General features: G+C 27.5%; 10 protein-coding genes. 6 read left to right on the top strand and 4 right to left on the bottom strand.

The annotated features are described in order from the left end of the window. The first annotated feature begins 6 nt into the window (after window positions 1-6). The 6 genes from ACAN_RS00655 (at window position 7) to ACAN_RS00680 (ending at window position 10,584) form a co-directional block, all read left to right on the top strand. The gene (locus ACAN_RS00655) at window positions 7-1,632 is read left to right on the top strand and encodes a lactate permease (protein WP_099334668.1); all 1,626 of its coding nucleotides are present in this window, start codon (window positions 7-9) and stop codon (window positions 1,630-1,632) included. A 207-nt stretch (window positions 1,633-1,839) separates the two neighbouring features. After that, window positions 1,840-2,730: a helix-turn-helix transcriptional regulator gene (locus ACAN_RS00660; protein ID WP_228150647.1), complete on the top strand. Its 891-nt coding sequence runs from the start codon at window positions 1,840-1,842 to the stop codon at window positions 2,728-2,730. 205 nt (window positions 2,731-2,935) lie between these two features. Beyond that, window positions 2,936-5,806 carry an ATP-dependent helicase gene (locus ACAN_RS00665; protein ID WP_099334669.1) on the top strand — a complete coding sequence of 957 codons (2,871 nt, stop codon included), beginning with the start codon at window positions 2,936-2,938 and terminating at the stop codon, window positions 5,804-5,806. Between the two features lie 23 nt (window positions 5,807-5,829). Then, on the top strand, window positions 5,830-7,590 hold the full coding sequence (locus ACAN_RS00670; protein ID WP_099334670.1) for a site-specific DNA-methyltransferase: 1,761 nt from the start codon (window positions 5,830-5,832) through the stop codon (window positions 7,588-7,590). After that, the gene (locus tag ACAN_RS00675) at window positions 7,583-10,204 is read left to right on the top strand and encodes a DEAD/DEAH box helicase (RefSeq protein WP_099334671.1); all 2,622 of its coding nucleotides are present in this window, start codon (window positions 7,583-7,585) and stop codon (window positions 10,202-10,204) included. The genes ACAN_RS00670 and ACAN_RS00675 overlap by 8 nt, the downstream gene beginning before the upstream one ends. Before the next feature lie 98 nt (window positions 10,205-10,302). Then, window positions 10,303-10,584, top strand: coding sequence for a DUF262 domain-containing protein (locus ACAN_RS00680; RefSeq protein WP_099334672.1), 282 nt, complete (start codon window positions 10,303-10,305; stop codon window positions 10,582-10,584). A 429-nt stretch (window positions 10,585-11,013) separates the two neighbouring features. On the opposite strand, the gene ACAN_RS00685 is transcribed toward ACAN_RS00680, so the two are convergent. The 4 genes from ACAN_RS00685 to ACAN_RS00700 form a co-directional block, all read right to left on the bottom strand. After that, entirely contained in the window at window positions 11,014-13,023 is a 2,010-nt protein-coding gene (locus ACAN_RS00685; RefSeq protein WP_099334673.1) for a hypothetical protein, read from the bottom strand. Continuing rightward, on the bottom strand, window positions 13,020-14,054 hold the full coding sequence (locus ACAN_RS00690; RefSeq protein WP_099334674.1) for a hypothetical protein: 1,035 nt from the start codon (window positions 14,052-14,054) through the stop codon (window positions 13,020-13,022). The genes ACAN_RS00685 and ACAN_RS00690 overlap by 4 nt, the downstream gene beginning before the upstream one ends. A gap of 65 nt (window positions 14,055-14,119) precedes the next feature. After that, a complete protein-coding gene (locus ACAN_RS00695; RefSeq protein WP_099334675.1) occupies window positions 14,120-15,670 on the bottom strand; it encodes a primase-helicase family protein in 1,551 nt (516 codons plus the stop codon). Between the two features lies 1 nt (window position 15,671). Further along, a complete protein-coding gene (locus ACAN_RS00700) occupies window positions 15,672-15,908 on the bottom strand; it encodes a helix-turn-helix transcriptional regulator (protein WP_099334676.1) in 237 nt (78 codons plus the stop codon). Between the last annotated feature and the right edge of the window lie 41 nt (window positions 15,909-15,949).

Here is a 15,949-nt window from a genome sequence, read left to right on the forward strand (position 1 = left end):
TTTTTTATGGAAAGAGTTGAAAGATATAATAAAAGAAAAAATAAACTAAATCAATCCGAAAACTTAATTTTATCATCAAAAATAAAAGGTGGGAAAGTCGTTGATTATAATTTACTTGATAATACTTTAAAAAAACTAGAAGAGACTTATAATACTGATTTTAATATATCTTCAACTGAAGTAAAACAATTTTTAAAAAAATTCCAAAAAGATTTTCATGAAGAAAGATTCAATAAGCTAGTTGTAGATTGTAAAAATGAAGTTATACAGTCAATAGTAACTCCTTTTGGACTTGGTAAAATTGTAGCTGCTTATGATAAAGCAGGAGGCAATGTTACTACACTTCATAATTTTGAAAAAGGTAAAGATTTTATTGCAACAGATGAAGATAAAGCAAAATATGATGAATGGCAAAATTCAGTAAATAGCAATGTAGATAGAAAAGTTCACGATATAAAAAAAGATGAATGGAAGAAACAAGAATATAAAAATATGAAAGATGGCGATATTGTAATTGATGGTTACACTGGAAAAGAGTTAGGAATTAAAGAAAATAATCGTATAAATAAAAATAATTCTATTCATGGAGAACATATAACCTCTGTTTCTGAAATTGAAAAAGACTCTAAAAATCATCTATATGCGAAAGGAGATAATCAAGCTCAAAGACTAGAAGATAGAGCCAAAATATCAGGGGATAAAGAAAACTTAACCCTTATTGACGGTGGTATGAATAGTTCAAAAAGTGATAATGATTTAATGGATTGGGCTAATTCACCAATATCAAAGGAGCATGCAAAAGAGACTGGTAATCCAAATATGACAAATGCAGAATATTATGAGCTAAATCCTGAATTACTAAAGAAAAAATATGATAAATCAAAAAGCTTTATAAAAAATGAACAACGTAAAAAACAGTTTAAAAAGCAATCCAAAGAAGCTACGATAACAAGTGTTAAAGAGGGTTTTAAAATGGGAACTCAACAAGCTTTAGGTTTGATTATTAGTGAATTTTTTACGGCTTTATTTGATGAAATTATAGATATTTATAAAAAAGGGTTTTCAAATGATTTTGAGGATAAACAGTTTTTTATTATTCTTAGAGAGAGATTGGCAAGAATTGGTAAAAGAGTACAAGCTAAATGGAAAGATGCTGCGATTGTATTTAAAGATGGTTTTATTTCTGGTTTTATTTCTAATTTGGTTACTCTTATGATTAATATGTTTGTGACAACTGGAAAAAGAGTCGTTAGAATTATAAGAGAAGGTATTTTTTCTTTGTTTCGGGCAGTTAAAATGTTAATGTTTCCACCTGAAAATATGACTTACGAAGAAGCAATGCATGAATCTTCAAAACTATTAGCTGGTGGTATTATTATTAGTTTAGGAGTTCTTTTAGAAGAGTATGTGGATAAACTAATCAAAACTACTCCTATTTTAGAGCCTTACACTGATACAATCACAACTATTTTCATAGGTACACTAACTGGTCTTACAGTAACCATGACAGCTTATTATCTTGATAAAAAAAGAGACGATAAACAATTATTTAAGAATTTACTTGAAGCTACAAATGAAGATATTAAGCAAATTAATAGTTCTTTGCAAGCATGTAAATTAGTGGTTTTATAAAATTAGGCTATGCTAGCATACTTTAAAATAACATTTATACTAACTGTAATATTTATAGTTTTAATAATAATCACAAACATATTTACAACTATAAAGTTTGTAAATTTTACGATAGTTTTTTGTATTGCTGTATCTTTTTCATTTTTTATAGAGTACTATAAAGTTCTATCAAGATACCTACTTTTTACTAGGAAGTACTTTTAATACATGATAAAATCACACGATACATTAGCTCAAAGACTATCTTTAATACTTATAAAGCTCAACAATGGTGAGAGATTCACTGTTGTTGAATTAGCCAATGAGTTTAATGTAAGTGCTAGAACTATTCAAAGAGACATAAAAGAGAGATTATTGTACATACCTATTGAAAAAGATGGTGACTATTATAGTATGGCTAGTTACGCTCTTGGAAAATTAAACTTTGAAGATATAAAAAACTTTGCTACATTAATCGGTACAAAAAATCTATATCCATCACTATCAAATGAATTTATATCTGATATTTTAAATGCAAAACTAAATAGTGCTTATCTTATTAAAAATCAAGGTTTTGAAGACATAAGTCATAAACAAAAGTGCTTTGAAACAATGAGTGCAACTATTATTAAAAGAAGTCCTATAAGTTTTGAATACAAAGATAAACAAAGAACTGTAAATCCATATAAACTTATAAATAATCAAGGTATCTGGTACCTTTTAGCAGATGAAAATGGTAGTTTAAAAAACTTTACTTTTTCAAAAATTAAAAAGTTTAAATGGGAAGATGATACAAAAACATTTACTCCTAAAAAAGAGTTTTTAGAACAAGTTGAACAAAATAATCTGAACTGGTTTACATCAGATGAGTTAATAGAAGTGACTTTACAAATAAACAATGTTGTAAAAGAGTATTTTATAAGAAAAGATATATTACCAAACCAAAAGATTATAGAAGAAAATGATACTCACTTTATTATCTCTACAAAAGTATCTTATGATGATGAAATAATTAAGCTTGTAAAGTGGTGGATACCTTATATTAAGATTATGGAGCCTAGTTATTTATCAGATAAACTTAATAAGATACTTTTAAATTTTTTGAATCCTGTAAAATAATATAGTTTTATCATAAGTATTACTATTTAAATCCAATGAATATAGTGAATATATGTTCAAAGTGTGAATCAAATATGAAGAAAGTATAATTAAATATTTTTGATAAAATCTTTAGCTAATTGTAATTTTCTTTTCATAAATTTAAAGCAACTTAACAATAGAATTTAGATAAAATAATTACCAAAAATAACTATAGGTATATGTAATGCTTTCAAAACAACAACAAATATCGGTAAATACTTTAGACAAACCATTACTTATCATAGCTGGTCCTGGTTCAGGTAAAACTTTTACTTTAACAGAAAGAATTGCAAATCTTGTAGTCAATCATAATGTAGAACCTAGTCAAATTATGATTTCTACATTTACTGAAAAAGCTGCAAAAGAGTTATTAACAAGAATCTCCAATAAGATTACTCAATTAGGATTAAAAGTAAATATCAATGAATTTTATTTAGGGACACTTCATAGTATTTTTTTAGAACTAATTGATGAACACTTAGAGTACAGCCTCTTTAATAAAAACTACTCAGTACTTGATGATTTTGATCAAAAGTTTTTTATCTATAGGAAAGTAAACTCTTTCTTTTATAAGATAGATGGACTAAAAGAATATGTTAAAGCTCAGTCTAAATGGGATAAAGCCCAATATCTGCTCGGTGTTTTTAATAAGTTTACAGAGGAAAATTTAGATATAGAGCTTTTAAAAAGTTCACAAGATAAGGAGTTGAATTATCTGGCTTCTGCTTATGAACTGTATATGACTTTTATGCAAGAGGAAAATTGTATTGATTTTGCATTAATACAAAAAGAGTTCTACAGAATTATTTGTGAGTATCCAGAGGTACTAGAAAAGATACAAAATCAGATTCAATATTTTATGATCGATGAATACCAAGATACTAATACACTACAAGAGTTAATATTACTTAAGCTTGCTTCAAAACATCAAAAGATTTGTGTAGTGGGTGATGATGACCAATCTTTATACCGTTTCAGAGGTGCAACAGTTAGAAATATACTAGAGTTTCAAAACAATTTTAAAGAGTGTGAAGTTGTTAAACTTGAAACAAATTACCGTTCTCATAACGATATCATCAAGTACTATAATGAATTTATAAATGAAGTTGAATGGAGTGATGACAATAACAACTACAGGCACTTTAAAGTAATTGAACCACCAAAAGAGGCTACTTTTGAAGAACAACCTGTAATATTAAAAGTTAGTGAAGATAATGAAGAACTTTGGCAACAAGAGGTTATCTCTTTTATACAACACTGCCAAGATAAAAAAATTGTAGAAGACTTGAATCAAATTACTTTTTTAGCAAACTCTGTTAAGAATACGAGAATTAAAAACCTTATAGAAACCCTTGAAGCTAACGAAATTCCAGTCTATTCACCAAGGTCTGATTTTTACTTTCAAAGAGATGAGATTAAACTGCTTATAGGATTCCTTTTGTTCATTTTCAAAAGATACCTTGATGACTATAAAACATCTGAATTTAAAATCTCGACGGTAGATGATTATTTTATTCCTTGTATTACATTGGCTACTAACTATATAAAGACAAATATTGATACAAATAAAGACTTATTAGAGTTCCTAAGAACAAAAGCAAAGATCTATACAAATTTAGATGTTGGAAAATCAACCGATGATAATATAACTTCAATAATCTATGAGTTAATTCAGTTTGAACCATTTGCAAGTGCTTTAGATACAAATGAATTAGCCACTAGAAACATCTCTATGTTTATTAACTTGTGTGTTAAGTTTGAGAGCTATTACAGTGTATCAGTTCTTACAGAAAAGAAGCTAGACATAGTTTTAAGAAGCTTCTTCTCTATCTTTCTTAACTTCTTATACAAGGGTGGAATTAGTGAATATGAGGATAATGAAGTACTAGCACCATCAGGGGCAGTATCATTTATGACTATACACCAATCAAAGGGTATGGAGTTTCCTATTACAGTAGTAACAGGACTGCATCATAGACCTAGAAGTCAATACTCAAAGCTTGATGAACTGATTGCACCATATCTCACAAAGGATGAGTTTGAACCAGTTGAGAGAATGGCAGAGTTTGATTTTATGCGTCTGTTTTATACTGCATACTCAAGAGCTCAAAATATCTTAGTTCTCTCAGACATGCAAAGACCAAAAGGTTCAAGTAAAATTCCATCAAAACAGCTTGAATCATCGTTTAAAAAAGCACTTGATTGGAAAGATGAGAGCTTTCAAAATGCCACTTATGAGTTAGAGAGTGTTAAAAAAGCAGATATCAATCATGAATATACTTTTACATCACATATTTCAATATATGAAACTTGCCCACTACAGTATAAGTTTTACAGAGAGCTAGAGTTCACCCCTGCAAGATCAGGAACTATTGTGTTTGGTACATTGGTACACCAAACTATTGAAGATATTCATAAAGACTCTATGAAGTCAGGGTTTAAAACTATTCCAGACCATACAATAGAACAGTGGTTTAACACTAACTACAATCTTCTAGTACTAAAAGAAAATGCTTACTTGGACCAAAGAGTTTTAAAAGCTGCACTAAATCAAGTAAAATCATATTACAAACGCAACCAAGTAAGAATCTCTGAAATAGTAGCAGCAGAAGTTGATGTATCAGTTCTTAGAAACGACTATATTCTAAAAGGTGTGATTGACCTTATACAAGGTAAAGATGCCACAGTTGAGATAGTAGACTTTAAAGCTACTAAGAAGCCTAAAGACATGAATAATAAAAGACTTCTTAGCTATAAAAGACAGCTAGAAGTATATTCACATATAGTAGAAGAGAGATACAATAAAAAAGTATCTAAGATGCACCTTTACTATACAGGCGAAACAGAGAATGAGCCAAAGATTACTTTTAATAAACAACAAAGTGATATGGATAAAACACTCAAAGAGTTTGATAAAATAGTGGAGAAAATTGAAGCTAAAGATTTTGATGTAGAACAAAGACCGTTAGACCTTTGTAAAGAGTGCGACTTTAGGTATTATTGTGCAAGAACAAAGCCAGAAGACAAATGTACAAAAGGTAAGTTTTTTAAATAATTAATATGGAGATTTTATAAAAGATGAGTGAACAAGTAGATTTAGGAATTGATAATACTGTAGATAATGTAGAAGAATATAAGTTTGAGCCGATTAAAGGCTATCCAATGCTTAACTGGAAAGGGAAAAGACCTTTTAGAAGTACAAGATACTTTCCAGCTCAGCTTAAAGAGGTGCATGGCACAGATGTAGATGGATGGTTAAATAAGATATTTTGGGGCGATAATATTCAAGTCATGTCCCATTTACTTAAAACTTATAGAGGTCAAGTTGATTTAATTTATATTGATCCTCCTTTTGATTCTAAGGCTGATTACAAAAAGAAGATTAAGTTAAAAGGCACACTGAATACAAAACAACTTCTTAATGACTCATCATTTCTTGAAGAAAAACAATACTCTGATATATGGTCAAACGATGAATATCTCCAGTTTATGTATGAAAGACTAGTTCTAATGAGAGAACTTCTTTCTGAAAGTGGATCAATTTTCTTACATTGTGATTGGCATAAAGTTCATCATTTAAGATGTATTATGGATGAAATATTTGGACCTGATAATTGTGTTAATGAAATAGTTATTTGCTACACAGGTCCTACAAATCAAAAAAACAATTTCCCTAGAAAGCATGATAATATTTTATTTTATAAAAGAGGTAATGAATATAGATTTAATTCAGATGAAGCCAGAGTGACTTATGTTAAATCAAATAAAGCTACTGGAAGAACTTCGTTAGCAGGAAGAGCAGAAGATGAATATCTAGATCAACTTGATGAAAATGGCAAAATTATAGAAGATTATTGGACAGATATTAGATCAGGAAGTCATATTCCTAAACAAATCAGAGAAGCAGGTAATAATTACCCCACACTAAAAGATGAAAAAATACTGGAAAGACTAATATCTATTTGTACAGATAGAAATGATTTAGTTTTTGATTGTTTCATGGGTTCAGGAACTACACAAGCAGTAGCTCAAAAACTTGGTCGTAGATTTATTGGTGCAGATATTAATCTAGGATCCATTCAAACAACTACAAAAAGATTAAGAAACATTATTGATGAAAACCTAAACGATGAAGACGAACTAAAATCTTGTGGTTTTGAACTCTATAATGTAAATAATTACAATATATTTAAAAACCCTGTTCAAGCTAAAGAGCTACTAATAGAAGCATTAGAAATTGACAAATTAAGTGGTAGCTATTTTGATGGTATGAAAGATGGTAGAAAAGTTAAAATTATGCCAATAAACAGAATTGCTACAAAAAAAGATGTATCTGATCTTATTACAAATCTAGATTATAAAGCTTATGAAAAAGAGGTTGAGACTAACCCTAATAAAAAAGTAGATGATATTTTACTTGTATGCATGGGACATGATCTTGATATAAAACCACACTTTCAAAAAGAGTGTCCTTTTAATATAGATATTGAAGTATATGACATCTTAAAAGAGGGTTCAGGGATAGTATTTAAAAGAGATTCAGAAGCTTCTATTGAAGTAAATGAAAGCACTTTAACAGTTAATAAGTTCTATCCAAATACTTTACTTGAAAAACTAAGACAAGACGGTACAGAAGTTGAAGACTGGAGAGAGACAGTTGAATCTATCATGATTGATACTAACTATGATGGCTCTGTATTTGAACCAAGTATCGTAGATATACCAGAGAAAAAAGAGTTAGTAAGAGGAACTTATGAGCTTACAGATGATGCAGGTACAATTGCTATTAAAATCACTGACTTATTATCAGAGAGCTACTTTGAGGTGTTAAATGGCTAAAAAGAAAAAAGCTTCTAATAGTTTTGTTCCAGATATTGAGCAGTACTCTTTATTTACTAACCTGCTTAATTATTATGAACAAAACAAAGGTAAGATTAAAAAGAAGTACAGAAGAATCAGTAAGGTTTTTTTAGACTACAATGAAGACAACTATTTAAGAGAACCTCAATTTAAAGCATTAGAGATATATGTATTTTTAAAAGAATATTACCACAATAGAAAAGTTTTTGATATCTTTAAAGAGCTATATGATCATGATATTATGAAAATAGCTGCTAAAAAAGATGGTGAATCACTTTTTGATGGAATTTTTGATAATGAAAAAGAGGTTTTTGAAAAATACTACAAAGAGGTTGAAAAAAATCTAAATGAGCTAGAGAGAAACTATCCTGATTATGTGTTTGCTCTAACTATGGGGACTGGTAAAACTATACTTATGGCTACTACAATGTTCTATGAGTTTATTCTAGCTAACAAATTCCCAAAAGATAAACTCTATGCTCACAATGCACTTGTATTTGCTCCAGATAAAACAGTCCTGCAATCACTTAGAGAGATAGTTGAGTTTGACAAAGCTAAGGTTGTTCCTACTGAGTATCAAAATTTTATAAATACAGAAGTTAAATACCACTTCCTAGAAGATACAGAAACACAACTGAATACTCTTGATGGTAGTCAGTTTAATATTATCATTACTAACCAACAAAAGATTTCACTACAAGAGAAACACAAAGAGACAAAAGCTGTAGATAAGCTCTTAAACAGTGATAGTCTCTCGGCTCTTGATGATATGAACGATCTACTAGATTTAGACAACTTTGAGCTAGTCGATAATAAAAAGCTTATCAAAAACCAAAGGTTTGAGAAGATACTAAGACTTAATAACCTGGGTATCTATGTTGATGAAGCACACCATACATTTGGGAAAGGTCTTGATGATAGTTTGAAAAAACTTAAAGCTACTATTGATGCAATTTCAAATAAAACTACAGTGATTGGGTGCTATAACTTTACAGGAACTCCATATGTAAAAAACAAGTTAATACCTGAAGTTGTTTATGCATACTCACTTTCTAATGCAATAGAAAAAAAATTCTTGAAAAATCCTATTGTAAAGGGATATGATAAAGTTGAAGAAGAAGACTTTGTAAGAGAAGTAATAAGTGATTTTTGGTCAAAGTATAGTGAGTGTAGATTTGAAAACATGCTTCCAAAAATTGCTTTTTTTGCTCCAAATATCGAAACACTGCAAAATGAGCTTAGACCAGCTGTTGAAAAAATATTAATAGAACTAGGTATAGATACTAATAAGATAATAGTAAATGTTGGTGATCAAAAGATAACTTCAAATGATGATTTAAGAGAATTTAAAAACCTTGATAGACCTACAAGTGAGAAACAGTTCATACTACTAGTTAATAAGGGTCAAGAGGGATGGAACTGTAGAAGTTTATTTGGTGTAGCACTCTTTAGGAAGCCTAAATCAACTATATTTGTACTTCAATCTACAATGAGGTGTTTAAGAGCAGTGGAGCCTGTACAGTTAAATGGTCATATCTATTTATCAAATAAAAACCATCAGATACTTGAAAAAGAGCTTCAATCTAATTTTAATATGAACCTTGATAACTTTGGGAAACGAGACGAAGAAGATAAAAAGCAGTATAGCTTAAAAGTTAAGGAGCCTATAGAATCTCTTAAAATAAAAAGAGTAAAAAGAGAATATAGGATGAAAGAGAAAGATATTAAACCAGATAATAGTATAGATTTTGAGTTTGATAAAGTAGATTTTTCAAAATACTTAGGAACAGTTGTAACCAACTATGGTTTAAAAAATTTAGAAGATAAAAGCTCTAAAGAAAAAGTTTCTAAATATCAAAAGAAGTACTCATCATTGATGCTTGTGTCAGAATGTGCTGCATATATAAATAAAAGCTCAATTTTAATAGAAGAAATACTTACTAATTCCAAAGAGGGGATGGAAAAACTCGTAGAACAGGCATCTAAATATAACCATGTAGTTTATGATGTGATAATACCAAAACTAATGGATTACTTCTACCATGTTTATCCTCACGAAGAATCTTACGAAGAAGAAGTACCTTTAGTAAATATGCCTGAAAGTGGTTTCTTTAAATGTGTGACTTCAAGAGAAGATAAAGTTGTAAATGAATATATGTATCCACAATATAATCATAAATCATTTCATATTGACCATTATTGTTTTGATTCTGAGCCAGAAAAACAGTTCTTTATTAATTCTTTAAAAGATGATGTAAATGTAAAGAAAGTTTTTTTTACAGGACAACTAACACATGGACAATCTGACTTTTATATTGGATATATTGATCCAGAATCACATAGCGTAAGAAAGTATTATCCTGATTTTTTAATACAAAAAGATGATAACAGCTGGGTGATGGTTGAAATAAAAGGTGAAGATAAACTAGATGATCCAGTTGTACAAGCAAAAAAGAATTATGCAGAAAGAATGGCAGAGCATAGTCAATTTACCTATTTATTTGTTCCAAGTAAGTTTGCTATTGATTTTAGTGTTAAATCTATCTTAGATGAAACATGTTTTATCAAAAATAAATCATTGTTAGAAAATTAAATTTTTTAAATTTAATTATAATTACTTCAAAAATTCATTAATAAGACGAATCGTTTTATATTAGTATATATGATTAATGTATTATACGAAGGATAAGAATGGCTGACAATAAACTTCAATCATTAATAGAAATTTTCAATGAAAAGTTTTTTAGGATTCCAGATTTTCAAAGAGGTTACTCTTGGAGAATTAATCAACTTGAAGATTTTTGGGAAGACTTAATCAGTTTGAAAAATAATCAAAATCACTATACAGGTCTTTTGACTGTTGAACAAGTTTTAATGTCAGATATAGAAAATCTTGAAAAATGGCAGGATGATTTATGGCTATTTAAAAGAGTGTCAAGTGCAAAGGTAAAATGCACCAGTAGTGCAAAGTAAAAGTGGGTAAAAAATAGGGTAAACTTGTAAGAACTATTTTTTATTATATTTTTCTTTATATCTAGTCATTATATTTATATCTTATATAATAATATTTGTCTTTTAAAAATCTATTTTATATTTATAATATTTCACACAAAATAGATTCCTTAGGGGAATCTTATCTTTGGTGAATATCATAAAATATAAAAGAACTGTAGAGTGTTATATGAGTTAAGTGGATATGTAAGAACTATAATAAAAAATAGTTCTTACAAGTTTACCCAGTTTTTTACCCAAATATTTATTTATAACTATTAATATTAGTTTATTTTTAGAATAATATATAAAGAATATGTCTTTAGAATCCTATTAGGATAATAATAGGAAAAAACCCGTTTAATAACGGGTCTTAGGTGGTTTTTGATTAGGCTTTAATAAGTATATTAATTAATTTCTAAATATTTTATATCTTTTTTTACCATTATATTTGCTTTTATCTGTTGGTGTTTCCTTGTACATTTTTACTTTTCCCTGTAAGATTTTTATAAATTCATTATTATCTGGAATTAATTCTTCTTGATGAATAATATTAAAGTATCTGCTAAGCATTGGCTGAGCAATCATCTCTTCTTTAAAATTATGTATCAATTCATTATAGATATCTTTATCATACCGTTGGATAGATTGAAAAGCATTAATATTAATATTTAAAATATTCTCTATAAAATGATTAATTTTACTATCAATTTTTGGTGTAATAAGTAAACCATTTTTCATACTACATAGGTGTCTTTTTTCATCAGTATCTAATACAGTTAAAGAGTAGTTATCTTGACCATATTGAACTAATTTGTTGGTAAAATTATCAATATCATCAGTCATAGATTCTTCAAAATCAGAATAATCCATATCTAATTTATTTAAAATACTTTCAATATCTTTTACTCTAAAAACAGAACAATTACTTAAAACATCTTTCAAATATGGATAGGGACTTTCTTTACTTGATGTAACAAGAAGATTACCATAAATATATTGTTCATCATTATCCCAAGCTTCACTTGGTGTAATAGAATTAGGCTTAATAATCATTCTTATAAGTTTACTAACTCTTTTTGTATCAGTTTTAGTGTTAAGATTATTGATATGATAAAAAATCTTGTCTTCTAATAATTTCTCATTTTCAATTTCTTTGTCTAAAGTACTATTAGTAATAGTACTAAGATATTTCTTTTTTTTAATAAATATTGGTTTAACAATGAAGTTCATTATAATATCAGTAGTTTCATCATCTCCTATAAGTACAAGTGCAATATTTGATTTCTCTAAAACCCAGAAAAACCTAGATAACCATGTTATAAAAAAATAGAACTTTTCTTCATTTTGAAAAAGTAGTCTAAGAAACTGCTCTATAAAGCTGTTCTCATTAGTTACCAATGAATCCTTAATGAAGTTCAATCTATTTTGTTTTTCTCTAAGTTGATTATTATAGATATCTTGTAGCAAAGGTAAATTTGTATAGTGAAGCTTTTGCTTTATATCATTTATTTCATGTTCTAATGGATCAATGTATGCAGGAGATAACCTCTTTTCCAATAATTTAGTGTACTCAAACTTATTTCTATCATGTAGATTATTTGAAAGAAAGATAAACTCATTATTTGTAAATGGATTAAAAACATCCTTTCTAACTATAGGCAAGCGTGATATAATTATAAAATTTGCATCTACAACTTGAACGTCATCTGTAGTATCATATACTTTTGTATCTAAGCTTTTAGTAATATCTTCAATCTCTGTTTTACTTATTTTTTGTACTTTTTCAAATGCTTTTGGTCTATAGAAAAGTTTGTTATTTTGATCTTTCCATATTATTAAATCTTGTTTTTCTAACTTATTAAATGTTTTACTGTGCTTTTGTATGATTTGATTTTTTCTATCAAGGTTTTTTTGATATAAAGAGTTTTGCTCTAAATCTATTAATTTTCGTTGTTTTGCAACAGGAAATAAATCCTCAATATTCTTTTCATTGGTTCTAATTATTTTTTTGTTATAACTATTTATATTCCTTAAAGTAGGTGTTGAGTGCAAAGGTAAAGAATAATTATGGAATTGTGCAGGTAAGACATTATTAAGAGAAAAAGAGATTTTTTTGAAATATTTTTCTAGAAATACTTTATCTTGTTTATTAGTTAGATCTATATTCATGAGTCTATTACTTTCTTTAAGTAAATCTTCAAATATTTTTAAAGCAATTTTTTCTTCATGTGTATAGTTAGAAAAAAATCTATCTGGATTTTTTTCTTGTCGATTATATGAGATAATTGAATCTCTATGATCTCTAAAAAGCCTTGATATCATATTACTTGAGTAATTGAATTCATCGGTGTCTACCATTAGTATTATGTCATTACAAAGATTAATAGACCAGTTTTCTTCAGGATTTTCTTGTGTCATATTAAATCCTTTTTTATTAATTGCTCAATTTTTTCATATGATAAATGTGTCACTGTATAAATTGATTCTTTATCAAACTCAAAATCAAGCTCATCACCATATCTCATTCTTTGGTTTTTGATAATTTCTTTTGCTATTTCTATTTGTTTTGATTCAAGGTTTCTTAAATCATAAGCTTTATGAGATGTATTAGAAGTTAAATCACGAGTTAAAAAATTTAAACTACCTAAATACATATTTTTACTGTTTCCTAAGCCGAGCTTTTGCCTAAAGAACTCTTCAATATCACTCCCATTTTTATCAAATTCCAGAAATGAAAGTCTGTATATAATGATAGCCAATCTAGCTAATAAAACTTTTTCATTTACAAACATTTTAATATCATCTATAATTAATTGTTTAAAGTTATATTTATTTGATAAATATTCAGTATCTACGAGTATTTTTTTTAACATAAAAGGATAAGGTTCTTTAAGAATAATATTGTGAGCAAAATTAGCAACTCTATCATACTCTTTATTTCTCATTAGTTCTAATAATGGTAGTCTCTTAATATAATTATTATGCTCATCATATTGATTTATTGTAGGCTTGTGTGAAAAGTTATCCACTTCCTGAGTTAATTTGTGCAAAAGTTCTTCATTTAGTGGATTCTTCCTAAATCTACTATTTAAATCAAGTGAATAATCTTTGAGAGAAATACATAATATTGGTCTATGTATTTCAATAAAATTTGGAAAATGAAGTGTTATCAGAATAATATTTCTGTTTTGTTCATAGTAAATATCAGTTATAGGTGTAAAATATACTGAGTATAATTTTGTTGCAAAACAATTCAGTGTGTCCTCTAGAATTTCTTCTTGATCTTCTTTCATAATAGTTCTTATAAATGTTTTAACTATTTGAGAAGTTTTTATTCCATGAAAAGAAATTTGTAAATTTAGAATCTCTTTATTATGTATATTGTTTTTAGTATTATATAACCAGTGTTGACATAGATTAAAGTTTTTATCATATGGTGTAATAATCATTTTATCAATCCTTTGATTTTGTTATTTTAATTAAAAAAAATAGTTCTCGAATTAAAGATTTAGAACTATAAGTTAAAGTAAAAGTCTCCAGATTTTTTTCTAAATTCTCTGGAAAATTTTGTTGGCTCATATATCTCAAGTTTGTCAAGTAGTGCTTGAGTAGATATATTAAAGTCACTTGGATTTAGCCCAATATATGCAGGTAAAATATCTTTTTGATAAATTCTATTTTTCTTAAACCCTAAAAGGATATTTGCATATGTAGTAGGTTCAATAGCTTTTAATGTTTCTAAATATTCAGTATCTTTAGTTAGAAGAGCATTAATAAATAATTTAAACCTATCATTTGTTCCTTTAACTAAAGCCATTTTTTCAGGTGTATCAAGAACTTTATTTGCAAGGTTTACATTTATTGGGTAGTTTTTTAAATACAATGCAAAATCTCTTAATTCAGATTCTAATTGTTTTTTGAAAACTTTAAAATCTCCAAACCCAAAAAAGTTATATTTTTCATTCGATATATTTCCAGCAGTAGATAAGACAGTAAATCTCCTATCTTTGAGTTCTATTTCAAGGATATACACTTCATTTGAAGTTATTAATATCTGAGCATTTAGTTTAATTGGTTTAGAAATATTCTCATATTTTTTTTCACCTGCAAACTCTGAATCTGTTATTAATTCTTTTAAAGAATTTTTATTTTCTTTATTAGATTTTATATCATGTGACATTTCGTTGATATTAATAAAAAGTCTATTCTCAAATACACTACCTAAAAATTGTGATTTAAGAGTTTTATTTCCTACTGTAAAACAATATTCTTTACCAAATAATAATGATATTATGTTAAAAAATACTCCTTTTCCACTACCTTGCGAACCTCTAAGTACAACGGAAACCTGTGATTTACTTAAAGAGTTAAACATATATGCTAACCAGTTTATAACATAATGAAATCTTTCTTTGTTATTATCTACTAAATGAGCTATCATTTTTAATATAGTAATGGGCTTTTTATATGGTAAATTTTTATCTAGCATTAAATATTTACTGGGTTTAAACTTATTCATTTTATAAGTGTTCCCAGATTTAAAAAACTCAGACATGGTTTGAACCTCAAAAACAATTTCTGAAATAAGCATCAAATCACTATATTTAATATCTGGTGGTCTATCTTTAGAACCTTTTCCTACTATTAAATGTTCACCAATAAGATGGCTTATTACTCTACTAGCCTTTTCTTCAGTAACTTTTTTAAATTCTGCATCAGGTGATGACCTAAGCATTAATTCTCCATCATCAAACATAATAAGTGCTCCACCGACATCTTTAAGTTTATGGAGATGATTATTGTATGAGATCATAAAGTTATTAAATTCATAAGAAGAAAAGTTTAGATTTGAATCTATATTTTCTTTATTTATAATTTTTTCAAACCCTTTACCCTCACAAATAATATTTGTATTCTTAATTTGAATTTTAGGTTTTACTTCTAAATTATCAAGTTCAAGAATATTTTTTTCTTCTTTATTTGTATTCTTTGAATCAAATTCTTCCTGTTTAAAGTTTCCAAATAGCTGGTTTTCTATATCTTCAATTAATGATTTATTATTCATTTTATAATCCTAAATCTGATATAACTTCATCTATATCAAATACTGTTACTCCATTTGATATTTTTTGAGACTTTATTTTTCCTTCTTTATTCCATCTCCAAATTGTGGATAATCCCACTCCAATAAATAGAGCTAATTCTTTTGCTCTATACTTCTTTTTTATAAATATTACTTCTCTCCTTTCTTTCTTTTTATTTCTCAGAGGAGAATTATTTCTTTCTATACATATATTCTTCATTTTAAACTCCTTTTTGTTAATATAAGTATATTTTTTATGTA

The organism is Malaciobacter canalis, from assembly GCF_008000835.1.
GTDB lineage: Bacteria > Campylobacterota > Campylobacteria > Campylobacterales > Arcobacteraceae > Malaciobacter > Malaciobacter canalis.

Bases quoted from the DNA above. Each gene is read 5' to 3' on its own strand.
- ACAN_RS00655 (WP_099334668.1), top strand. From the start codon at position 7: ATGGAAAGAGTTGAAAGATATAATAAAAGAAAAAATAAACTAAATCAA.
- ACAN_RS00660 (WP_228150647.1), top strand. From the start codon at position 1,840: ATGATAAAATCACACGATACATTAGCTCAAAGACTATCTTTAATACTT.
- ACAN_RS00665 (WP_099334669.1), top strand. From the start codon at position 2,936: ATGCTTTCAAAACAACAACAAATATCGGTAAATACTTTAGACAAACCA.
- ACAN_RS00670 (WP_099334670.1), top strand. From the start codon at position 5,830: ATGAGTGAACAAGTAGATTTAGGAATTGATAATACTGTAGATAATGTA.
- ACAN_RS00675 (WP_099334671.1), top strand. From the start codon at position 7,583: ATGGCTAAAAAGAAAAAAGCTTCTAATAGTTTTGTTCCAGATATTGAG.
- ACAN_RS00680 (WP_099334672.1), top strand. From the start codon at position 10,303: ATGGCTGACAATAAACTTCAATCATTAATAGAAATTTTCAATGAAAAG.
- ACAN_RS00685 (WP_099334673.1), bottom strand. From the start codon at position 13,023: ATGACACAAGAAAATCCTGAAGAAAACTGGTCTATTAATCTTTGTAAT.
- ACAN_RS00690 (WP_099334674.1), bottom strand. From the start codon at position 14,054: ATGATTATTACACCATATGATAAAAACTTTAATCTATGTCAACACTGG.
- ACAN_RS00695 (WP_099334675.1), bottom strand. From the start codon at position 15,670: ATGAATAATAAATCATTAATTGAAGATATAGAAAACCAGCTATTTGGA.
- ACAN_RS00700 (WP_099334676.1), bottom strand. From the start codon at position 15,908: ATGAAGAATATATGTATAGAAAGAAATAATTCTCCTCTGAGAAATAAA.